Origin of the sequence: Tenacibaculum skagerrakense (assembly GCF_004345825.1) — a bacterium.
GTDB classification, from domain to species: Bacteria; Bacteroidota; Bacteroidia; order Flavobacteriales; family Flavobacteriaceae; genus Polaribacter; species Polaribacter skagerrakensis.
Window position 1 is genome coordinate 176582 of the sequence record NZ_SLXM01000008.1, and the last position, 23579, is coordinate 200160.

General features: G+C 30.6%; 22 protein-coding genes and 2 tRNA genes. 8 read left to right on the plus strand and 16 right to left on the minus strand.

Annotated elements, in window-relative coordinates; genetic code table 11:
- Positions 1 to 102: 102 nt before the first annotated feature.
- Positions 103 to 1464, minus strand: coding sequence for an OmpP1/FadL family transporter (locus tag EV195_RS13535; RefSeq protein ID WP_132795500.1), 1362 nt, complete (start codon positions 1462 to 1464; stop codon positions 103 to 105).
- A gap of 45 nt (positions 1465 to 1509) precedes the next feature.
- Entirely contained in the window at positions 1510 to 2628 is a 1119-nt protein-coding gene (locus tag EV195_RS13540; RefSeq protein ID WP_132795501.1) for a hypothetical protein, read from the minus strand.
- Between the two features lie 139 nt (positions 2629 to 2767).
- On the opposite strand from EV195_RS13540, the gene proS reads away from it, so the two are divergent.
- The 4 genes from proS to rpsT all read left to right on the plus strand — a co-directional run bounded on the left by proS (position 2768) and on the right by rpsT (position 4864).
- Positions 2768 to 4246 carry a proline--tRNA ligase gene (proS, locus tag EV195_RS13545; protein WP_132795502.1) on the plus strand — a complete coding sequence of 493 codons (1479 nt, stop codon included), beginning with the start codon at positions 2768 to 2770 and terminating at the stop codon, positions 4244 to 4246.
- Positions 4247 to 4318: 72 nt separating this feature from the next.
- Positions 4319 to 4390: transfer RNA gene (locus EV195_RS13550), tRNA-Glu, on the plus strand.
- Positions 4391 to 4506: 116 nt separating this feature from the next.
- Positions 4507 to 4578, plus strand: a tRNA-Glu gene (locus EV195_RS13555).
- A gap of 34 nt (positions 4579 to 4612) precedes the next feature.
- Positions 4613 to 4864 carry a 30S ribosomal protein S20 gene (gene rpsT / locus EV195_RS13560; protein WP_132795503.1) on the plus strand — a complete coding sequence of 84 codons (252 nt, stop codon included), beginning with the start codon at positions 4613 to 4615 and terminating at the stop codon, positions 4862 to 4864.
- Positions 4865 to 5076: 212 nt separating this feature from the next.
- Here the strand turns inward: rpsT and rodA are convergent, their stop codons facing one another.
- The 8 genes from rodA to EV195_RS13600 form a co-directional block, all read right to left on the minus strand.
- The gene (rodA, locus tag EV195_RS13565; protein WP_132795504.1) at positions 5077 to 6354 is read right to left on the minus strand and encodes a rod shape-determining protein RodA; all 1278 of its coding nucleotides are present in this window, start codon (positions 6352 to 6354) and stop codon (positions 5077 to 5079) included.
- Complete coding sequence (mrdA, locus tag EV195_RS13570; protein WP_132795505.1) at positions 6335 to 8215, minus strand: penicillin-binding protein 2; 1881 nt, start codon at positions 8213 to 8215, stop codon at positions 6335 to 6337. The genes rodA and mrdA overlap by 20 nt, the downstream gene beginning before the upstream one ends.
- A gap of 5 nt (positions 8216 to 8220) precedes the next feature.
- Positions 8221 to 8724, minus strand: coding sequence for a hypothetical protein (locus tag EV195_RS13575; protein ID WP_132795506.1), 504 nt, complete (start codon positions 8722 to 8724; stop codon positions 8221 to 8223).
- The gene (gene mreC, locus EV195_RS13580) at positions 8717 to 9559 is read right to left on the minus strand and encodes a rod shape-determining protein MreC (RefSeq protein ID WP_132795507.1); all 843 of its coding nucleotides are present in this window, start codon (positions 9557 to 9559) and stop codon (positions 8717 to 8719) included. The genes EV195_RS13575 and mreC overlap by 8 nt, the downstream gene beginning before the upstream one ends.
- Positions 9560 to 9572: 13 nt before the next feature.
- On the minus strand, positions 9573 to 10601 hold the full coding sequence (locus tag EV195_RS13585) for a rod shape-determining protein (RefSeq protein WP_132795508.1): 1029 nt from the start codon (positions 10599 to 10601) through the stop codon (positions 9573 to 9575).
- Positions 10602 to 10680: 79 nt separating this feature from the next.
- Positions 10681 to 12207, minus strand: a complete 1527-nt coding sequence (purH, locus tag EV195_RS13590) for a bifunctional phosphoribosylaminoimidazolecarboxamide formyltransferase/IMP cyclohydrolase (protein WP_132795509.1) — start codon at positions 12205 to 12207, stop codon at positions 10681 to 10683.
- 355 nt (positions 12208 to 12562) lie between these two features.
- Positions 12563 to 13015, minus strand: coding sequence for a GAF domain-containing protein (locus EV195_RS13595; RefSeq protein ID WP_132795510.1), 453 nt, complete (start codon positions 13013 to 13015; stop codon positions 12563 to 12565).
- A 2-nt stretch (positions 13016 to 13017) separates the two neighbouring features.
- Entirely contained in the window at positions 13018 to 13851 is an 834-nt protein-coding gene (locus EV195_RS13600) for a pseudouridine synthase (RefSeq protein WP_132795511.1), read from the minus strand.
- Positions 13852 to 14082: 231 nt separating this feature from the next.
- On the opposite strand from EV195_RS13600, the gene EV195_RS13605 reads away from it, so the two are divergent.
- Genes EV195_RS13605 through EV195_RS16750 form a run of 4 tightly spaced genes read left to right on the plus strand, consistent with a single transcriptional unit; the run spans position 14083 to position 18152 of the window.
- Entirely contained in the window at positions 14083 to 14337 is a 255-nt protein-coding gene (locus EV195_RS13605) for a hypothetical protein (RefSeq protein ID WP_132795512.1), read from the plus strand.
- 38 nt (positions 14338 to 14375) lie between these two features.
- Positions 14376 to 15680 (plus strand): hypothetical protein, encoded by a 1305-nt coding sequence (locus EV195_RS13610; RefSeq protein WP_132795513.1) that lies wholly within the window; start codon positions 14376 to 14378, stop codon positions 15678 to 15680.
- A 37-nt stretch (positions 15681 to 15717) separates the two neighbouring features.
- Complete coding sequence (locus tag EV195_RS13615) at positions 15718 to 17973, plus strand: T9SS type A sorting domain-containing protein (protein WP_132795514.1); 2256 nt, start codon at positions 15718 to 15720, stop codon at positions 17971 to 17973.
- 14 nt (positions 17974 to 17987) lie between these two features.
- On the plus strand, positions 17988 to 18152 hold the full coding sequence (locus EV195_RS16750) for a hypothetical protein (RefSeq protein ID WP_165915742.1): 165 nt from the start codon (positions 17988 to 17990) through the stop codon (positions 18150 to 18152).
- A 56-nt stretch (positions 18153 to 18208) separates the two neighbouring features.
- Here the strand turns inward: EV195_RS16750 and EV195_RS13620 are convergent, their stop codons facing one another.
- Genes EV195_RS13620 through EV195_RS13645 form a run of 6 tightly spaced genes read right to left on the minus strand, consistent with a single transcriptional unit; the run spans position 18209 to position 23350 of the window.
- Positions 18209 to 19129 (minus strand): geranylgeranylglycerol-phosphate geranylgeranyltransferase, encoded by a 921-nt coding sequence (locus tag EV195_RS13620; RefSeq protein WP_132795515.1) that lies wholly within the window; start codon positions 19127 to 19129, stop codon positions 18209 to 18211.
- Positions 19130 to 19132: 3 nt separating this feature from the next.
- Complete coding sequence (locus EV195_RS13625; protein ID WP_132795516.1) at positions 19133 to 20059, minus strand: mevalonate kinase family protein; 927 nt, start codon at positions 20057 to 20059, stop codon at positions 19133 to 19135.
- 49 nt (positions 20060 to 20108) lie between these two features.
- Positions 20109 to 20606: a toxin-antitoxin system YwqK family antitoxin gene (locus tag EV195_RS13630; protein ID WP_132795517.1), complete on the minus strand. Its 498-nt coding sequence runs from the start codon at positions 20604 to 20606 to the stop codon at positions 20109 to 20111.
- Between the two features lie 19 nt (positions 20607 to 20625).
- A complete protein-coding gene (locus tag EV195_RS13635; RefSeq protein ID WP_132795518.1) occupies positions 20626 to 21705 on the minus strand; it encodes a diphosphomevalonate/mevalonate 3,5-bisphosphate decarboxylase family protein in 1080 nt (359 codons plus the stop codon).
- Between the two features lie 33 nt (positions 21706 to 21738).
- Positions 21739 to 22449 (minus strand): LytR/AlgR family response regulator transcription factor, encoded by a 711-nt coding sequence (locus EV195_RS13640; protein ID WP_132795519.1) that lies wholly within the window; start codon positions 22447 to 22449, stop codon positions 21739 to 21741.
- Positions 22430 to 23350, minus strand: a complete 921-nt coding sequence (locus EV195_RS13645; protein ID WP_243693127.1) for a sensor histidine kinase — start codon at positions 23348 to 23350, stop codon at positions 22430 to 22432. Before EV195_RS13645 ends, EV195_RS13640 begins: the two co-directional genes overlap by 20 nt.
- Positions 23351 to 23579: the final 229 nt, after the last annotated feature.

Consider the following 23579-nt stretch of genomic DNA (forward strand, 5'->3'; position numbering starts at 1 on the left):
GCAAAATTACAGTAAAAAAGTGATTAAATAAAAAAGACCTCTTAGGTATTGTAAGTTATCATTACACCTAAGAGGTTTTGTAAAAAAATCCCCAATTAATTTTTACAAACTAAAAGTTATCGTTGCAGCAATTCTTGAGATATTATTATCAATATCAATATCTCCTGTATTGTATAGAGTATAAAATTGTTTATTTTCAGAGTGTTGGTAAGATAAGTCTATTTGAGTATTTCCAAAGTTGTAACCTAAACCAGCAGAAAAAGCTTTTATATTGTCTTTATTAGTATTCCCTCCAACTACCAAATTAGGATCTTTTTCATAAGAATAACCACCGCGTAAACTTACTCTGTCAAATCTCCATTCAGTACCGATACTTAATTTTTGTACAGCTCTAAAGTCAGTGCTAAAGAATTGATTAGCATCTTGTAAAACTTGATCTACTTCTCTGTAATTGAAGTTCTGAAAATCTTTGTAGGTATAATCTAAACTAATCAAACCTTGTTTTCCAAATATAAGAGCTCCACTAGCAGTTAATCTACTAGGAGTTGTAAAACGCAACGAATAAGGTCCTTCAAAAAAACGTTCCTCTACACCATCAATGCTTAAGTTTGGAATTTCAAACATGGTTAAGCTTCCAGCTCTTTCTTCAATTGTTTCTTGATACCAAGTAGGCGATTCATAAGAAGCTCCCAATCGAATAAATTGATTTACTTTATAAATAAAACCTAGGTTGAAAGAAAAACCATTTCCTTCAATAAAACGTTCGTTAAAATCTTCTACTTCTAAAATATTTCCATTGATATCGTCATTCATTTCAGAAAGAAATGATCTTTCTCTGAATTCAATATTATGAAACTTTAAAGAGGCACCAACGTATAGTTTATTATCGTGTACAGCAGATAAACCTATATTAAAAGAACTGTTTAAACCTCTAGTCTCGTTAGAAAAACGTTGTTCTAATGAACGATCAAAGACATTTACAGGGTCAGAAGTGTCATTTATATGCTCGTCATAGAATAAAAAATTACTATTTCCACTTCCGGTGTAAAGATTATCAAAGTCTGCTTTCATCTTATAATTAAAAGAAATAGCAAACCTGTTCCAGTTAGAATTACTATGATCTATATCAAAAACAAATATACCACCAGCTTGAGAGATATTGAAATACTCATCTTGTAAGCTATTTGTGTTACCGTAATAGTTAACATCTAGATTAGCATTTTTATTTGCTAATGTTATAGAGAATTTGCTTTTTACTGCAACAGCAGCACCTGCAGGGTTTATATCTGTTGAAGATATATCGCTACCTAAGGCTCCAAACGCACCAGACATTGCATTAAATCTAGCGGTACCTATAGTGTTATCTTTTGAAAAAAGAACTCCTAAGTCATTATAATCTAATGCTTGAGAATAGGACGTAAGTATCGTAGTAGCTAACGCTACGAATAATAAAAATCGTTTCATGTTTTATGCTAATTTCTTTTGTATACTAAGTTTAAAAGTAGGGTTTTATCTTCTTCTTGAACCGCCTCTTGATGAGCTTCTACCTGAAGAGTTACTTCTAGAACTACTTCTGCTACTTCCTGAAGAATAATTTCTTGAAGAGCTATAGCTGCTAGAGCTACTTCCAACTCTACTTGACTTATATCCGCCAGTGCTTGCAGAGTTATTTCTTCGAGTTCTTGAAGGCTTGTAACCACCAGTTCTAGTATTAGAACTTCCCGATCTATTTGGTTTATAACCTCCAGTATTTCCTCTTGATGGTCTTACTCCTCCAGTTCGATATCTTCTAATTTTTGTTTTTCTATTAATTCTTGTTCCGTTAGAATTTCTGACGTTGTTATATCTGCTGTTTCTAGAAATTTGACTATTAGTTCTTCTGTAAACATTATCTGATCTTCTAGAGATTGATCTTGAAGAATTTCTGTAGTGAGTTCTTCTATTAGATGCTAGCGTATTTCTACTATATATGCCATTTCTAAGGTATCTATTATTGTAGAATCCATTACGATTTCTATACGCTAATCCGTAATAACCATTTGGAGGACAATAAAATCCATTATTCCAACCCCAGTTATTCCAGCCCCAACCCCAACCAGCGTTGTGATATGGATGCCAGTAAGGACTATAACCCCAGTTCCAGCCCCATCTATTCCATCCGAAAGGTCCATCCCAATAAGGATCTCCCCAATAGGTATTCCAATTCCATCCTAATCTATAGCGAGGAAACGTATTCACATTTATTACAACATCTGAATCAGAGTCATATCCCCAAGGAGCGTTTTCGCTGTTATAATTAATTTGTAAATCTGGATCTTCTTCTTCAACTTCATCTTCAAATTCATAATCTTCAGACTGATAGCTTTCTATGTCTGTTAGAATATCTGTACCGTTTAATCCATCTAATCGTTCTAGTTCTTTAGTGAAATAATTCTCATTGTAGTTTTTGTAGTCTCTATCCGTGTTTTGAACAACAACTCTTTTTTGAGGAGTTTCCGTTTCGTTTACATATATACCATCATCACTACCAGCAACAGATTGAGTAGTTGCACAAGAAACTAAAGTAGTTACCACTAGTAATGATAAGAAGTAAAGTGGAAGTTTGGTTTTGGTGTAATGTGGTTTCATATCTTATCTTATTTTAATTAGTTAAATAGTAGTCAAATTAATGTACAAAAAACTATTGTAAAAATACGTAACTTTATTGTAGTTTTGCACACATAATTTACGCATAATAAACTGCAATTTTTATGCCAAACTGATGGATATGAGTAAACATTTAACTAAAAGATCTGAAGATTATTCAAAATGGTACAACGAATTGGTTGTTAAAGCTGATTTAGCTGAAAATTCTGCTGTAAGAGGTTGTATGGTAATAAAGCCCTATGGTTTTGCTATATGGGAGAAAATTCAAGCTGAATTAGATAGAATGTTTAAGGAGACAGGGCATCAAAATGCTTATTTTCCGCTTTTCGTGCCTAAAAGTTTGTTTGAAGCAGAGGAGAAAAATGCAGAAGGATTTGCAAAAGAATGTGCAGTTGTTACGCATTACAGGTTGCAAAATGATCCAGAGAATGAAGGAAAGTTAAGAGTTGATCCTACTGCAAAGCTTGAAGAAGAATTAGTGGTTCGTCCTACTTCAGAAGCTATTATTTGGAATACGTATAGAGGATGGATACAATCACATAGAGATTTACCTTTATTAATAAATCAGTGGGCAAATGTTGTTAGATGGGAGATGAGAACACGTTTGTTTTTGAGAACAGCGGAGTTTTTATGGCAAGAAGGCCATACAGCTCATGCTACTAAAGAAGAAGCTGTAGCAGAAGCAAAACAAATGCAAGAAGTGTATGCTACATTTGCTGAGCAGTTTATGGCTATGCCAGTTGTTAGAGGAGCTAAGTCTGAAAGTGAACGTTTTGCAGGAGCGGACGACACCTATACTATTGAAGCTCTTATGCAAGATGGAAAAGCGTTACAAGCTGGAACATCTCATTTTTTAGGTCAAAACTTTGCTAAAGCTTTTGATGTTAAGTATACGTCTAAAGAAGGAAAGCAAGAGTTTGTATGGGCAACTTCCTGGGGAGTGTCTACACGATTGATAGGAGGTTTAATAATGACACATTCTGATGATGCTGGATTAGTATTGCCGCCTAAATTAGCACCAATACAAGTTGTAATTGTACCTATATATAAAGGAGAAGAGCAGTTGAATGCAATTTCTGATAGATTATCACCTATTATTCAAGATTTAAAGAGCAGAGGGGTTTCAGTTAAATTTGATGATAGAGATACAATGCGTCCAGGAGCAAAGTTTGCTGAATACGAATTGAAAGGTGTTCCTGTAAGAGTTGCTTTAGGTAATAGAGATTTAGAGAACGGAACAGTAGAGGTAGCTAGGAGAGATACATTTGAAAAAGAAACAGTTTCTCAAGCTGATGTGGTAACATATATTATTGATCTTTTAAATAAAATTCAAGAAAACCTTTATTCTAAAGCACTTTCATATCGAGATAATCATGTTACAGAAGTGAATTCTTTTGAGGAGTTTAAAGAAGTGATAGAGAATAAAGGAGGATTTGTATCGGCTCACTGGGATGGTACAGAAGAGACTGAAGAGAAGATTAAGGAATTGACAAAAGCTACCATTAGATGTATTCCAAATGATGCGATAGAGGAGGAAGGAATCTGTGTTCTTACAGGTGCAAAATCGAGTAAAAGAGTACTTTTTGCAAAAGCATATTAAAAAAGTGAAAAAAAATTTTAAAGTTTTTAAAAACTATTATATATTTGCACCCGCAAACTAAAAGATTGTTATGCTCCGTTCGTCTAGGGGTTAGGACGCCAGGTTTTCATCCTGGTAACACGGGTTCGATTCCCGTACGGAGTACAAAGCTTCGAATTTAATTCGAAGCTTTTTTATCTCAATTTAAAAGATAAAAAATATTGCGAATATTAAAAAATAATTTTATATTTGCACCCGCAATCAGAAAAAGGTTGGTTAATGCTCCGTTCGTCTAGGGGTTAGGACGCCAGGTTTTCATCCTGGTAACACGGGTTCGATTCCCGTACGGAGTACAAAGTTTTTATAAACATTTAAGAATTTAGTAAAATGGCAAATCATAAGTCAGCAATTAAAAGAATAAGAAGTAACGAAGCAAAACGCTTAAGAAATAAATATCAGCATAAAACTACTCGTAATGCTGTTAGAAAATTAAGAGATACTTCAGATAAGAATGAAGCTGTAGGTATGTTACCTAAAGTTGTTTCTATGTTAGATAAGTTAGCAAAGAACAATATCATTCATAAAAATAAAGCTGCTAATTTAAAATCTAAGTTAGCTAAGCATGTAGCTGCTTTATAATAAAGTAAGATACAAAAGAGTTTTAAGGTTAGTTAATAAAGCGCTTCGATGTTAAATCGAAGTGCTTTTTTGTTTAATATATTCAGTATTGTTTATTCTTTAGAGAGTAAATATCCCTAGGCTTGCTTCGTATACAAATAGTAAAAAGTTTGAATATGTGTTTCAATAAAATGTTCAGATAGCCAGTCTCAGAGAAATTTATTGTTTTTTATTTAATAATCATACTTCTTATGAGCATCTAATCGTATGAAAATAAATAATAGCAACGTAAAGCCCCATAAAGAAGAACCTCCGTAGCTAAAGAAAGGTAATGGTATACCTATGGTTGGTAAAAGTCCTATAACCATACCAACATTTACTATTACATGAAAGAATAATATGGAGACTACTCCATATCCGTATATTCTGGAAAATTTATTCGTTTGTTGTTCTGCTAAAAAGATAATTCTAAACAATAGTATCATAAACAAAAGGATTACAAGAGAGCTTCCGAAAAAGCCCCATTCTTCTCCTACAGTACTAAAAATATAATCCGTATCCTGTTCAGGTACAAAATTTCCTTGTGTTCTATCTCCATTAAGAAAACCTTTTCCCCAAAAACCACCTGACTTTATAGTTAACTCTGCTTGATAGGAATTATAACCAATTCCACTATTATCGTCAATTTTACCTAAAAGTATGTCAAATCGATCTTTTTGATGCTGCTCTAAGATATTTGTATAGGTATATCCAACAGCAGTTATAAAAAGAGAAGTTATTATATAACCTATTACAATTACAGGCCAGTTAAAACGTATAAACTGTTTATTCTTATAAGAAATATAGAAAAGTACTATTGTTAGTATTGAGATTGTTGAAATTAAAATTATTCTAGTGCCATAATTTATTGTAAGTAAGAATAGCACTATTGTAGAAACACCAAGAATAAAATACTTAAGTGTTAAACCCTCCCTATTCAAAACAAAAAAGAAAGAAAAATAGATTAAAACAGAACCCATGTCAGGTTGTAAAGCAATAAAAAAGGCAGGTAGAAATATTACAATAAATGCTTTTATCTGATTCTTAATCAGTTTTAAATTGTATTGACGATCACTCATTAATTTTGCTAAAGCGAGTGCTGTAAAAGCTTTTGAAAATTCGGAAGGTTGAAGTCCGATACCTCCGAAATTATACCATGAAGTTGCACCGTTTATTTTTTTACCAAAAACTAATACACCAGCTAAGAGTACCAAAGAAAAAATATATAACAAACTAGAAAACTGTTCGTAGAATTTTGAGTTTAAAAAAAGTGTGAAAATTATTAATGGGATAGTCAAACAGATAAATATCATTTGTTTACCATATCGAGTGGAGAAATTTAAAATTTCTTTATCAGTATCGGTAGAAGATGCAGCATAAATATTCATCCATCCAAAACTTACTAATAAGATGTATAGTAAAATTGTAATCCAATCTAGGTTTTCAAATATGTTATTCTTTAATTGTCTCAAGTGAGTCTAGTTTTACTAATTGTTTATCGTACGTTTCTTTTAAACTTAAATTAATCATTCTCTCTTCAATATTCTTTCTTTTTACCTCACCATTTAAATATTTTTCAATCATTAAACTGGTTATCGGTGCAGCGATAGTGGAACCAAATCCACCATTTTCAACAAATACAGCCATCGCAATTTTAGGATTATCTTTAGGAGCAAAGGCTATTAAAATTGAATGATCGGGAAGTTGTACCTTCTCTCCGTTTATCCTAGTGAAATTTTCAACGGTTCCTGTTTTTCCACAGATTTCTATTCCTTTAACTTGACTAAACCTTCCTGTTCCAGTTTTAAAAACTTCATGCATAGCCTCAATAACAGTAGGGAAATGTTCAGTATTTATTGAAGTTAATCTTTTAGTAACAAATTTAGAATTGTCAATAGGTTTATTGTCTATTCCTTTAACAATATGAGGAGTGTAATAAAAACCTTTATTGGCAATTGCAGCTGTAGCGTTAGCTAATTGTATTGGGGTTGTTTCAATTTCACCTTGACCAATTGCATTTGAAATGTTAGTGGTGGCTCTCCACCCAAAAGAGTATCTATTGTCGTAAAATTGAGCATCGGGAACAAGTCCTTTATTACCTACTGGTAAGTCATACCCTAAATAGTTGCCCAATCCGAAACTCTTAATTTGACTACTCCAGTTATCAAATCCCGATTTTGTATCACCAGATTTATTAATGATTTTTCTGTATACTTCAGCAAAATAACTGTTACAAGATTTTGCAATGGCTTTCTTTAACCGTATAGGTCTTCCATAAATTCCGCAGTGACAACGCATAAATTCATTTTTCCTTTTCCCATAACGATATCCTCCATAACAATAAACTGCCGTTCTTTCATCTATTACATTTTCTTGTAAACCTACAAGTCCGTTCAATATTTTAAAAGGAGAACCAGGAGAATAAACCCCTTGTAAACCTCTATCGAAAGTTGGATTATTTATTGTGTCTGAAAATAATTTTTGTGAAAAGGCAGATCTTTTTCTTCCTACCATCATGTTTGGATTGTAAGAAGGTGCCGTAACAAGCGTTAAAATTTCACCAGTAGATGGTTCAATAACTACAATTCCTCCTCTCTTACCAGACATTAACAGTTCTCCGTATTGTTGCAATTCACTGTCAATTGTTAGTGTTAAATCTTTTCCTGATACAGCCAAAGTATCATTTTCTCCATTTTTATAAGATCCTGTAATTCTATTGAGATTATCTCTGTTAAAGTATTTTTTCCCTTTTACACCTCTAAGCTCATCTTCATAATACTTTTCTACTCCCCATTTACCAATTAATTCTCCGTTTTCATAATAATCACTTTCTTTGGCTTGTAATTCATTTACTTCACCAAGAAAACCTAAAATGTTTGCAGCTGAATTGATAGGGTAGTCTCTAATGATACGTCTTTGAATGTAAAATCCTTTAAACTTATGAAGTTGTTCCTGTAAGTAAGCGAAATCTTCTTTAGCAACTTGCTTTAAAAATACTGACGGAAGCCATCTAGCATAATTTTCAGCTTTTTCAAATCTACGGATATATTCTTCTTTAGATATTTTTAATAATTCACATAAATGAAGTGTGTCAATATTCTTTGCTTCTTTAGGAATAACCATCACATCATAAGAAAGCTGATTAGCGACTAATAGTTTACCGTTTCTATCATATATATATCCTCGTTGTGGATAATCATATTCTATTTTTACAGTTGCACTATTAATTGGGTTTACAGTTTTTCCTTCAATAACTTGTAAATGGAATAATCTACCAATGTAAATAATTCCTATCAATAAGATTAATATAATTAAAAGCGAGCTTCTTTTCACGTTTATTACTTTCTACTTAAAATAAAACTACCTAAGAAATAAATAAACAACGTAAATATTCCAGATAGAATTGTGTTAGATATCACATAAAAAAAGTTATGAAAACTAAAGTTAAGTAAACTAAACAATAAAAAATGATGTAAGAAAGTTAAAATGACAATAAAGTTAAAAACCTTACCAAAAGATTCTTGTTTTAAACTGAAAAACTCGTAATCTAATTCAGTCTTTTGAAAAATGGTTCTAAAAAAATAAGGTCTTGAATACGCTATAAACGTTGTAGCAAAAGCATGGACTCCTCCTGAATCGGAAAACATATCAATACATAATCCAAGTAAAAAGGCAATGCTTAGAATGGAGAATCTATTTTTTTTAAAAGGATATATGAAAATAAAAGCAATGTAGATGTATGGGTTTATTCTATCAAACAGTAAAATGTTATTTAGCACTAATGCTTGTAGAAGTATTAGTCCAATAAACACAAATAGTAAATAAAAGGAATTTCTACTCATTTGTTAACTGTTCTAATTCTTTAATTTCTTGTTTGTGAAAATTATTAATCACATAAATATTCCTTAAACTAGTCATGTCATTAAATAACTGAACCTCTATAGTATTTGATTTTTGACGAAGTTCTGTGCTTTTTACTGAGCCGACTAAAATGCCTTCAGGAAAAATAGCAGATCGTCCACTGGTTACTATGGTGTCTCCAATTGAAATTGTTGCTTGTCTAGGAATATCATTAAGTTGAACTATTTGATAATCTTTGGTATCCCAACTTAAAGATCCGTAGTAATAATTTCCGTTAATATCTTTATTTTTTAATCGAACACTTAATTCATTACTCCTATTTAAAATAGATCGTACTCTGGCATAAGAGTTACTAACAGCATCTGTAACTCCAATCACACCCAGGTGATTTATAACAGCCATTTCTGATGTAATACCGTTTTTTTTACCTCTATTAATTGTTAAGTAGTTATAAGCTTTGTGGTATTCATTTTTAGTAATAATACCATCTATATATTTATATTGCTGTTGATATTCAATAGAATCTATTTGTGTATAGGTCTTGGCAGTGTCTATCTTAGACTGAAGAAAAGTAATTTTATTTTTTAATAGTAAGTTTTCTTGAATAAGTAGTTTGTTTTCAGTTTTTAAGTTTAAGTAATCTGTTATTGATTTTCTTTTTTCAAAAACACCACCAGAAATACTGTTAGCAGAGCTTATAAACTTACTTTTATGATAACTATGATTGTTAATTATGAGTAGTAACGAAAGTAATTGCAGCAATAAAAAATACAAGACGTACCTATACCTCTGAATAAAATAAATTAACTGCTGCATAAAGTAGAATTAATTATTTAACCAAAACACTCTTGAATCTGTCCAAGTTTTTTAAAGCAATACCAGTTCCTCTAACTACAGCTCTTAAAGGATCTTCAGCTACATAAACTGGTAAATCAGTTTTACGAGAAAGTCTTTTATCTAAACCTCTAAGCATAGAACCACCACCTGCTAAATAAATTCCAGTATTGTAGATATCAGCAGCTAATTCAGGTGGAGTTTTAGATAATGTTTCCATTACAGCATCTTCAATTCTTAAGATAGATTTGTCTAACGCTTTAGCCATTTCACGATAAGAAACTTGAACTTGCTTAGGTTTTCCACTTAACAAGTCTCTACCTTGAACCATCATATCTTCTGGAGCATCTTCTAAATCTTCTGTAGCTGCACCAATTTGAATTTTCATTTTTTCAGCAGTAGTTTCACCAACATAAAGGTTGTGCTGAGTTCTCATGTAATACATAATGTCACTAGTGAATAAATCTCCAGCAACTTTTACAGATTGATCACATACAATACCAGCCAACGCAATAACTGCAATTTCTGTTGTACCACCACCTATATCAATAATCATATTTCCTTTTGGTTCCATAATGTCAACACCCACACCAATAGCAGCAGCCATTGGTTCATAAATAAGATAGATGTCTTTGGCATTCATATGGCGAGCAGAATCAATTACGGCACGTTTTTCTACTTCAGTAATTCCAGAAGGAATACAAATTACCATTCTTAAAGAAGGAGGGAAGATTTTTTTTCTGATAGAAGGAATTTGCTTTACAAATTCTTTTATCATTTCTTCTGATGCTTGGAAATCAGCAATTACACCGTCTTTTAATGGACGTATAGTTTTAATATTTTCGTGAGTTTTACCTTGCATTTTGCGAGCTTCCTTCCCCGTAGCAATTATTTTTCCAGTAGTTCTATCTCTGGCTACTATGGAAGGGCTATCGATTACAACTTTACCATCATGTATAATCAAAGTGTTCGCAGTTCCTAAATCGATTGCGATTTCCTCCGTCAAGAAATCAAAAAAACCCATAAAAAATATTTAAAGTGTGATTCAACAATGTATTCTCACAAATCTAACAAAAAAAATTAAAGAAAGCCTCCCTTAAACATTAATGTTTAAAGTGTCTTGTTCCAGTAAACGCCATTGAAATATTATTATTGTTACAATAATCAATACTTAATTCGTCTTTTATAGAACCTCCTGGTTGTATAACGCTTTTAATTCCAGCATTGTCAGCTATTTCAACACAATCAGGAAAAGGAAAAAATGCATCACTTGCCATTACAGCTCCGTTTAAATCAAAATTAAAATTTTTAGCTTTTTCAATAGCTTGTCTTAAAGCATCAACACGACTTGTTTGTCCTGTTCCACTAGCACATAACTGCTTATTTTTAGCTAAAACAATTGTATTTGATTTTGTATGCTTACAAATTTTAGAAGCAAAAAGTAAATCTTCTATTTGTTCTTCGGTTGGTTTAGTTGTTGTTGGATATGATAAATCTGAAATACTATCAGTTTTATTGTCTTTGTCTTGAACTAAAACACCGTTTAAAGCAGTTCTAACAGTTTGTTCAGGTAAGTTTACTTCTTTTTGAACCAATAAAATTCTGTTCTTTTTTCCTTTAAGGATTTCTAAAGCATCATCATTATAAGACGGAGCAATAACAACTTCACAGAATAATTTATGAATTTCTTCAGCTGTAGCTTTGTCAATTGTGGTGTTAGTAATTAAAATTCCTCCGAACGCAGAAACTGGGTCACCAGCTAAAGCATCTACATAAGCTTGATAAACTGTATCTCTTTGAGCAAAACCACATGCGTTGTTGTGTTTTAAAATAGCAAATGTTGGAGCTTCTCCTTTGAATTCATTAATTAAATTAACCGCGGCGTCAACATCCAAAAGATTGTTGTAACTTAATTCTTTTCCATGAAGTTTATCAAACATAGCATCTAAATCACCAAAGAAATATCCTTTTTGATGAGGATTTTCTCCATATCTAAGTGTTTTAGAAGTGGTTTCACTAGCTTTATAAACTATCTCTTCTTCGTTGAAGTAGTTGAAAATTGCTGTGTCGTAATGTGATGAAATATTGAAAGCCATAGCAGCTAATTTTTTTCTGTCAGCAATAGTTGTTTCACCATTATATTCTGAAATCAACTCTAAGAATCCTTCATATTGTTCCATAGAAGAAACAATACAGGTGTCTTTAAAGTTTTTAGCTGCAGCTCTTATTAATGAAATTCCTCCGATGTCAATTTTCTCGATGATATCTTGTTCAGAAGCACCTGAAGCTACTGTTTTTTCAAAAGGATATAAATCAACTATAACTAAGTCGATTTGAGGAATATTAAATTCTTCTAATTGAGCAATATCTCCTTCGTTATCTTGACGATTTAAAATTCCTCCAAACACTTTAGGGTGTAATGTTTTTACACGTCCACCTAAAATAGATGGATAATCTGTAACTGATTCAACAGGTATTACGTTAATTCCTAAATCTTGAATGAATTTTTCAGTTCCTCCTGTAGAATAAATAGTAACATTTAAGTCGTTTAATTTTCTTACAATTGGCTCTAAACCATCTTTATGAAAAACTGAAATAAGTGCAGATTGAATTTTTTTAGTGTTGCTCATTGTGTGTGTTGTGTTGTTATTGAGCGTGCAAAAATACTAAAAGTATGAATTTATTCGACGTTTACAGGAGGTTTTAATGACAAAAAAAATCGGAAAAACTTGTTGATAACTTTAAGTTTTTCCGATTTTAAATTTTTTTATTGACTTTTTATTCTGCGTTTTCTAGGAAATCACGAACCCATAGAGCTAATTTTTCCAGTAAAGTCAACTTTTCAGTCTGGCCATTCGAGCCCAAACCTTCATAATTAGGGATGTGCTTACTCATCGTTAGGGGATTTAATGATTAGTAAAAATTGTTAATAACTTTTACGAAAATATGGAAAAAAACTTAATATACAAGTATTTACGAAAATTTTTACAAAAAAACTGTTATTTCTTTACATATGTATTCTAAAAGTCGTTCATCCTCCTCTGAAAAAGGGTTCAACGTATGAGAATCAATATCTATCTGACCTATGTTTTCGCCATTCATAAAAATAGGGATTACAATTTCAGATTTTACTTTCCAACCACATGAAATATAATTATCCTGTTCAGAAACATCTTGAACAACAAAGTTCTCATTACTAACAGCTACTTGACCACAAATACCTTTTCCAAAAGGAATAATTGTGTGTTCGGTTTCTTCTCCGGCATATTGAGCTAATTTTAATTCCTCTTTATCACCATTTTTAAAATAAAAACCTACCCAATCATAATAAGGTACCTCTGATTTTAAATAATTACAAATCTCTTGTAATTTTTCTTCTCTAGAATTTTGAGAAGCTATGATTAAATCAATTTTAGATGTTAAATTTTCTATAACCAATTTTAAAGCATTTTTAAATTATTAATTTCTAGTTGAGTTAATTCTCTATATCTTCCTCTCGGTAAATTCTTTTTTGTTAAGCCGGCAAATACCACACGGTCTAATTTAGTTACATGGTAACCGAAATGATCAAATATTTTTCTAACAATTCTATTTCTACCAGAATGAATTTCAATACCTACTTCAGTTTTCTTTTCACCTTCAACATAAGAAACAGCATCGATGAATACTCTTTTTCCTTCAATTACAACATCTCCTCTTAGTTTTTCTAAATCTGTTAATGATAATTTTTTGTCTAAAGAAGCGTGGTACAATTTTCTAACATTATGTTTAGGGTGAGTTAGTTTCTTAGCCATTTCACCATCATTAGTGAAAAGCAATAACCCAGTAGTGTTTCTGTCTAATCTTCCAACCGGATAGATACGTTCTTTGGTCGCATTACCTATTAACTCCATTACAGTTTTTCTTCCTCTATCATCTTCCATTGTAGTAATGTAATTCTTAGGCTTGTTAAGAAGAATGTACTTTTTTTGTTCTAAAGAGATTAAAGAACCATCAAAACGAACTTCATCATCAGACTGAACCTTATATCCCATTTCAGTAACAAGTTTTCCGTTTACAGTTACACTTCCGTGTTCGATGTAAGTGTCTGCTTCTCTTCGAGAACAAATACCAGCGTTAGCTATAAATTTGTTTAATCTAGTTCCTGATTCTTCTTTTTTTGTATTATTAGAAGTGTTAGAAGGTTTGCTCTTTCTAGGTTGAAACGATTTTTTATTGCGAGGATTGCTGTTACCGCCAGCTTGTCGTCCTCTCGACGAGTTATTTTTATTCATTTTATAAAATTTTGAATTTGCAAAATTACATTAATTATTTCTTACGCAATTAGTTAAAGTGTTTAATTTTTATGGTTTTCAAAATATTTTTTCTCGTTTTGAGAAATGAGCTATTTATTTGTGTTTTAAATATTTCAATAAGTAAAATATTTTTTTAAAAAGTATAAAATCACCCAAAATGGGTGAAATGGTTGTGGTAATCGAAGAATACTTTTGCCAAAATTTTTAATAATGAGAAACAAATTACTTATTCTTAGTTGCTTTTTAAGCATTAGTTTTTGGGCGCAAAACACGTATGTGCCAGATGATAATTTTGAACAAGCCTTAATTGACCTAGGGTACGACAATGTGCTTGATGATTATGTGTTGACAAGTAATATAACTAACGTTACTAGTTTACAAATATCAAATAAAGGAATACAAGATTTAACAGGTATAGAAAGTTTTACTTCTTTACAGCAACTTTTTTACATAATAATGTATTAACTACGATTAATTTATCGTCGAATACAGCTTTAAAGCGATTGGATGCTTACGAAAATCAGTTTACTAACGTGGATGTTACAAGCAATGTGAATTTGGAGGTGCTTTTCTTAGATAATAATCAAATAACAGATATTGACTTGTCTAAGAATACAAAAATTTACAGTTTAAAATTGGGGCATAATCAACTTACAAGTCTTGATCTTTCAAAGAATATACAACTACAATATTTTTATGCGCAATGGAATCAGTTAAAATCAATGGACTTGTCATTAAACAATAAATTGATTGCAGTTTGGATAGAAAACAATCAGTTTACGGAGGTAAATATTAAGAATGGAAATAATGGAATAATTACACATTTTGCAGTAACTAATAATCCTGATTTAACTTGTATTAAAGTGGATTATATTACTAATAATAGACCATATACATGGGTTAAAGATAATACGGCAACTTATAATACTGATTGTTCTCCTAAGACGTATGTGCCTGATGATAATTTTGAACAAGCTTTAATTGATTTAGGGTATGATGATGTACTTGATAATTATGTGGTTACTTCTAACATCACCTCTTTAAAATCACTTAATGTTGTTGGTAAAAATATAATTGATTTATCTGGTATTGAGGATTTTACAAGTATTGAGTATTTATCAATTTTTAATAATAAAATTACAAGTTTAGATTTAAGTAATAATACTAATTTGATTAATCTTGTTGCATACAATAATGAATTAACGAATGTTAATCTTAGTAATAATTCAGCTTTAATATATTTGTCAATTTCAGCAAATAATATTTCTGCTTTAGATTTAAGTAGTAGTGTAGCGCTTGAATCTTTTTATGCTAATAGTAATAAATTAGAGGTTATTGATTTAAGTATGGCAACTTCATTAAAATATTTTGTTGCAGACGAAAATGCATTAACTAGTTTAAATTTAAAGAATGGAAACAATACTAATTTTATAACTTTTTCGGTAAAAAAGAATCCTGATTTAACCTGTATACAGGTTGATGATGCTAATTATAGTTTGTTGAAATGGACAAATTTTAAAGATAATACAGCGCAGTTTAAAGAGGATTGTACAATAGTATACACTCAAATACCAGACTCTAATTTTGAACAGGCTTTAATAAATTTAGGTCTAGATTCTTTGTTAGACGGTAAAGTGGAAACAGAACAAATTGCTACGCTATATTCATTAAATGTTTCAGGGAAAAATATAACTGATTTAACTGGGATAGAAGCATTTTCGTCATTAGAGATATTGGATGCTACTCAAAACAAATTAGCGTCAGTTGATTTAAGTAATAATACTTCTTTGAAATTTCTTAAATTATAATAATATTTCTAGTATTGATTTAAGTAGCAACACTGAATTGTTAGAATTACACATTTATCATAATGAGTTAACAGGTTTGGATTTGTCTAGTAATATAAAATTAAAAGTCGTTGACGCTTTTTCTAATGAGTTGACTAGTATTGATGTAACAAATTGTTTGGAATTAAAGAGCTTAGGTGTTTGGTATAATCAGTTAACAAGTATTGATGTAACAAAAAACACAAAATTAGAAAACCTTAATTTTGAGGGTAATAATTTAACTTCTGTAGATATTAGTAATAATACTCTTTTGAAGTATCTCTATGCGATAGAAAATAGTCTTTCAGGAATAAATCTAACTAATAACACAAGTTTAGAGTATGTGCATATTAACAATAATAATCTGAATTCTATTGATGTCTCTAATAATGTTACATTGAAACTTTTACAGATTAGTAATAATAATATTTCTAATTTAGATTTATCCCAAAACACTATGTTAACAAGCTTAGGTGCTGTGAATAATAATCTAGAGAGCCTTACTATTAAGAACGGAAACAATATAAATGTTAGCAGTTTTTATATTACAAATAACCCAAATTTATATTGTGTTGAGGTTGATGATGTAATTTACAGTAAAGCTAATTGGATCAATATTGATGATATAGTTACTTTCCGTGAGAGTTGTACAAATTTTGACGATACTTTAAATCGTTTTGACGACAATGTAACTGGAAATTGGAACGATGCAGCAAACTGGAGTTTGGGTCATGTTCCCTCATCAGGAGAAGTAGTAGAAATTCCTAGTGCTTCTAATATCACAATTAATAAAGATGATGTTGTAGAGGTAGAAAAAATTATCAGTAGTGGATATATAACCTTAAACGGGAAATTAACCATAACAGATAAGTACGTAAATACAGGTGCTATCAATTTTAATTCTTCTGGCTCATTAATTACGACAAAAGCAACTGGGACAGGAACGTATATTTTGAATAAAAATACCTATAAAGGATATGATTTACATCCTGATAACTGGTACTTAGTAGCATTGCCTGGTGATGATATTGTTGCTCAAAGTGTGATTTCTAATTCTACCTTGGCGACAGGTACAGGAACCAATAAAGGTTTAGCAGTTTATGATAATTCAAGTTCCATAAACGGTGGTTGGCGTTACTTAAGTTCAACATCTCAAGATATATTACAACCTGGAGTTGGTTTTGCAACAAAAATGACCTCTAATTCAAGCATGTATTTAAGAAAATTCCAAAGTAATATTGATTCAGAGTTTTTGGTGAAAGATTATAATATAACTGTTATGAATGGTTCGGAAAATGGCTGGAACTTAATCGGTAATCCTTATCTCGCTCCTATACCAGCGAATAATAGTTCAGATGGAAGTAGTTTTTTAGAAATGAATGAGTCTAAGTTAGATCCTGCTTATGCTGCGTTGTATTTCTGGAATCCAAATACAAATTCTTATGATGTAGTAAATAAGGCTACAAGAGATAATTATATTGAACCAATTGAAGGCTTCTTTGTGAAAGTTGCTAATCCTGTTGAACAAGTAGCATTTAAAAGTAGTTCCTTAGTACATCTTCCTGAAGCTATTTCTAGTAGAACACAAAATACTGCAGTTGAAATTTCTTTAATTGTAGAAGGTGGAGAGAAAAGAAAAAAGACAATCATTAAGTATTTAGAAAATTCAACTAAAGGATTGGATGTAGGTTATGATGCTGGTCTTTTCAATGCTAAGGAAGAATCATTCTCTGTTTATTCATCTATCGAAAGTGATACTATGAGAACACCTTTAACCATTCAATGTTTACCAGAAAGTGAACTATACGGAGGGAAAATTGCTATTGGTTTAAAAGTACAGGTAGGAGAAGAAATTACAATTAGTGCTCTAAGTGCTAATTTAACAGAAGGAACAGTATTGTTATTGGAAGACACATTGAAAAATGTATTTGTTGATGTGTCAAAACCTGAGTCAGTTTATAAAACAATGTTAGTGTCGGAAGAGGAGGGAAGTAATCGTTTTTTCTTACATACGGTATCAAAAACTTTATCTGATGATAATAATCTAAATGAAGAAGGAGTAAAAATCATCAAAACAGATTCAAATCACTTATTAATAAATGGATTGGATGAAAAAGGAGAAGTTTTTATTTATAATATTGAAGGAAAGCTAGTAAGTCATGAAAAAATTAACCCTGTAAATAACACAGTAAGTTTTTCAAATAAGACTCATGGTGTTTATATAGTTAATTTGGTGATGAATAATAAAAGAGTTACAAAAAAGATAGTTCTATAACAATTTACAAAGAAATGAATAATCAAAAGAAAGAAACAAATATCACTCGAAAAGAAGCTTTAAAAAGGTTAGGCAATTATGGTAAATATAGCGCATTAACTGCTTTAGGAACTTATATGTTATTGAATCCTAAGAGAGCGCAAGCTGCTTCTCCTGAAGCTCCAGGTGATGGTTTTTAATGTTATTTTTAAAGTTTTTTGATAGTAAAATCCTGAGTTGCATAACTCGGGATTTTTTAATCCAACACATCTACTATTTTATCTAGAAGTATTGATTTGTCAATCAATAATAAACTAAATACGCCTATTAATAATAGTATTTTGAGCACGTTGTGTAATAATTGATATTGTTTTTTACCAACAGCTTTGAAAATAAAAAAAGCCATAAAAACAAGAATAGCAGAGGCGAAATAAAAGTAATATTTCATGTGTGCTATATCTGGATAGCTAAAAAGTATGACGGTAGGTATAAAAGCAAGTGAAATTAGTAAAGCGATAAGTTGCTTAGTTCTTTTTTCGCCATAAGCAACAGGAAATGTTTTGTAGTTATTTACTAAGGCGCCTTTAATATTCTCCAAATCCTTAATTAATTCTCGTACCATTATCACTAAGAATAAAAAAATGGCATGTATAAAAATAATGGTTGAGAAATTTTTGAAATGTACAAACACCACAAAAAAAGGTAGAATTGTTAAAGTGGTTGCGGAAATTAAACCTATTAGGGGATATTTTTTTAGTTTATGAGAATAAAACCAAATACTAAAAATATACAAAGCAAAGAAAAAAGCGGCCCTCCACGACACTAACCAGCCAAATGCAAACCCGATAAAATTTAATAAAAAATAAAGAGAAAGTTTAGTTTCTTGTTTAATTTGAGCATCTAACCCCGTTTTTAAAGGTCTGTTAATTCTGTCAGCCTTTACATCGTAAAAATTATTGATAATATATCCAGCAGCAACAACACTAACAGTTGCAAGTACTAAATACATTAAATGCCAATCAAAAAGTATTGGGAAAAGTGTTCTTTGATCTGAGAAAACAAATATAGCTGCCAAATATTGAGCAGCTATTAAAACTAATATATTGTAACCTCTAACTACAGAAAATAAGCTAAGAAATTTTAAAGCTAGTTTGTTGTTTGAGGAAAAAAAACTCATAGATTAAAATCGGTACACAATTTCTAATTTGTAGTTCTTTAAGCTTTGTTTTGCTTTTTCAAAATCTTCTGTAAATCCTAAAATGTATCCTCCACCGCCAGAACCACAAAGTTTTAAGTAGTAATCGTTGGTTTGAATTCCTTTTTCCCAAACTTTATGAAAAGCATTAGGAATCATAGGTTTAAAATTAGCTAAAACTACTTTTGAAAGTTTTTTAACGTTTCCAAATAAAGAAGTAACATTTCCTTTAAGGAAATCTTCGATACAAGCATCTGTATAGGTAACAAACTCTTCGCTTAGCATTTTGCGGAAACCTTCATTCTTCATTTTGTTCATGAAAATGGAAACCATCGGTTCAGTTTCACCAACTTGTTCAGAATCTAATAAGAAAACAGCACCTTTTCCTTCTTTTTGAGAAGGTATTCCTGTCGCCTCTATATTTTCTTTAGAGTTTATTAAAATAGGAATGCTTAAATATGAATTGAGTGGATCTAAACCTGAACTTTTACCATGAAAGAAAGATTCCATTACGGAAAAAATTTCTTTTAACTTAACAAGCTTATCTCTAGTTAGGTTTTCTAGCACGGTGATTTTATCGTTAGCATATTTATCATAGATAGAAGCTACTAAAGCACCAGAACTTCCTACACCATAACCTTGCGGAATAGAAGAATCAAAATACATTCCAGAAGAAATATCTTCTTGAAAACTTTCTAAATTAAATGAAACTAAACTAGAATCTAAATTTGTAAGATAGTTGTAAAATGATTTTAGATTTTCGTTAGACTTTTTAGCTTCTCCTGTTAAATTTTGAGCTGTTTTTAAAGCTCCTTTGTAAGAATTAAAAGGAATAGCTAAACCTTTAGAATCTTTAATGATTCCATACTCGCCAAAAAGTAGAATTTTAGCATAAAAAAGAGGTCCTCTCATCTATTTTTCAAGTTTGTAATACAAAGATAAGTATATTTTACTTAATTTCTTAATACTCATTTTTATAAAAGGTTTTCCAAACACCAACCTTTTCATTTTCTTTGTATTTTCCTTTGGTTTTAATTTTTCCGTTTTTGTAAAAGATTTTCCAAATTCCTTGGCGTTTACCATCTTTATAACGTCCTTGCTCTTTCAATTCACCAGTTTCATAAAAAACTTTTCGAACTCCTTCAAGCTTACCGTTTTTGTAGTTTGCTTTGTGTGATGGCTTTCCGTTTTGATGATAATACGTAACTAAACCATCAAATTGTTCTTTATTAGGTTCGTTAACAGTGCTGTAACCTTCCATTTGAACTTGACCATTTTTAAAATAATCAACTATCCAATACCCACTTTTAACCTTTTTTGGTTGAGGTCTGTAATACGAGCTTTTTTCTTTGGTAGTTTCTTGCCAGTTTTCATCAAACCAAATAGTTTTTTGAGCAAAACCTGAAGTAGCAACAAACATTATAAAGAAAAAGGCTAAAATTTGTGTAACTTTTTTCATAATGTAGGGGAGTATTAGGTTATATATTTTTTGCACCTAAACTGGTACTATCACAAATATAATGATTTTTTTGACAATAGTTTTTTAACGTGCTGTCTATTAGTTTTTTAATCTCTTCTTTCTCATGTTCAGGATACAACATGTGTACGTTAGCTCCAGCGTCAAGAGTAAAACAAACATTACTGTTGTTGTCTCTTCGGTACTTCCAAATTTCATTGATAATATTTAATGTATTAGGTTTCATTAAAATGAAATATGGGTTACTAGTTAGCATCATTGCATGTAGTGTTAATGCTTCGCTTTCAACTAAATTAATAAACTCTTTAATGTCTCCAGTTTGTAAGATTTTTGAGAGTTTACTAAGGTTTTCATTAGCTTGTTTAAATCTGTTCTCAGCATACGGATGATTATGCATAAGGTTATGCCCAACTGTACTAGAAACTTGTTTTTCTCCTTTATCAACTAATAAAATAGTGTCTTGATAGTTTTGAAATATTTTATGCACATGATAAGGAAACTTAACACCAAATAAATCTGAACTTCCTTCTATTTCTGGATGAGCTCCCCAAACCACTAAGGGGCCTTCTATACTTCTACTAGCACTACCAGAACCAAGTCTAGCTAAAAAAGAAGCTTTCTGATTAAGGTATTCATCTGTCATGTTTGGGTTTAATGCTTTTTCTAAGCTTAATAAACACATTGCTATTGCACTCATACCACTTGCTGAAGAAGCTATTCCACTACTATGAGGAAAAGAATTTTCAGAGCTTATGATCATTTCAAATTCGAAAATGTACGAGCAGTACTCTTTTATTCTATCAAAAAACTTTGCAATTTTTGGTTTAAAATCGTCCTTCTTTTTACCTTCAAAATACAATTCGAATTTAGGTTCGTTGCTTTTTTTAATTCTGCTAAACTCTATTTTGGTGGTAGTATGACAATTATTTAGTGTAAAACTAATTGATGCATTTTTAGGTAGTTGAGGTTCGCTTTTACCCCAATATTTTACTAAGGCAATGTTACTAGGTGTTTGCCAAGTAAAAGAAGCTTTTTCAATAGTTTCTGTAGTGCCTTTAAAAGTAAAGTCTGTAGTGTTCAAGATTCCAAATTTTTTGTAAAGATATAGCTTAGGTTACATTTCCGCTAATTTTTGTAATACTGTTTCTTTATAACTTCTACTGATAGGTAAAGCAGTATTAGAAACTTCAATAAATTCATTTGTATATGAATGAATCTTAAGAATAGAAACAATATAGGATCTATGGATTCTTAAAAAAAGATGCTGAGGTAATTTTGTATTGATGTTACTAATTGTTTCGCGTGTTACAATGATTTGATCATCAAGATGAATTTTGATATAATCACTTAAACTTTCGATATAAAGAATATCATTGAAAGAAATTTTTATCATTTTTCTTTCAGATCGAACAAAGAGAAAATCGTTTTTAAATTCTGAATTTTCAACAACGATTTTATGTTGAGTTTTCTTTGGTATTTTTTCTATTGCTTGTAAAAATCGATCAAAAGCTATGGGTTTTAAAAGATAATCTACCACATTTAAATTAAAACCGTCTATGGCATAATCTCTGTAAGCAGTAGTAAAAATTATATGCGTATTTTTATCAATGATTTTAGCCAAACTTAACCCATTTATTTCAGGCATGTTAATGTCTAAAAAATATAGATCTACATCTTCTTTTTTCGAAAAATTCAGTGCTTCAACAGCATTTTGAAAACTACCTAATAACACTAAGTTTGGAGTTTTATGTACAAAGCTTTCAATGATTTCCCTAGCAATAGGTTCATCGTCAACAATAACGCAATTATACAGGTTGTTCATCATTGATAGGGATTTTTAGAAATGTTTTAAAATGTTCTTTCTCTTCAGATATTTTTAAGGTAAAATTATGTTCAAAAAGCATTTTTAATCGTTCATGAATATTCGTTAGCCCAATACCACTTTTTTTAGATTCATTAGGTTTTCTTGAATTTTCACAACTAAATAACAAGTAATTATCTTTCGTTTGAATAGTAATTGCAATAGATAAAATTCCATTTACTCTTGCGCCATGTTTAAAGGCGTTTTCAACAAATGGTAACAATAGCATCGGAGGAACTAAAATACTTTTATTACTATTATTTTGATTGAACTGAATATTCAAGTTCTCTTGGAAACGAATTTTTTCTAAAGAAATATAATTTTTTATATGTTCAATTTCATCGTCTAATAAAACGGTAGGCTTATTAACTTGATATAAAATATAATCCAACAAACCAGAAAGTTTTAAGATTACATCAGGTGTTTTCTCAGATTTTTTCAAAGCAAATCCATATAAAGTATTGAGCGTATTAAATAAAAAATGTGGATGGATTTGCATCTTTAAATACTTCAGTTCTTGTTCTTTTAGTTGAAGTTGTGCCTCAAGAAATTTATTCCTCAAATCCTCACTCTTAAGTGTAGCTTTATAATTATTGATTAAAAAACCTAAAACAATAACAATGAGGACAACAAAATAGACTCCGAAAATAATATAAGGAACCGTTTTGGTTAGCGGTGTTTTATCTTCAATAGCCAAATGATCTGAAAAAACCATTCCGTAAAATATAGATAACACTATAAAAAAGAAAGAAATAATAAAAGTATAAATAGAATATAAAGCAAAAAGAAAATGCTTTTTGACAAATAAATATTTTGGAATCAGTAGATAAAAGAAAAAGTAACCTAAAGAAATGGTTACGGGCATTAAGTAGAATGTAAAATTATTTATATAAGTTGTGTTCGAGCTTCCATAACCTAGATAATAGGTAAAGAAAAAGTAAATGCCAATCCAAAATACTAAATGTATTATGAGTTGCATTAACAGTTTGCCATATATTTTCAAGTGCTCCATCATTGCAATATTAGATTTTTTGAGTTAATAAAAACAATACTTGCGATGAAATTCAGGAATAGGAGGGTTTTCAACGTATTTG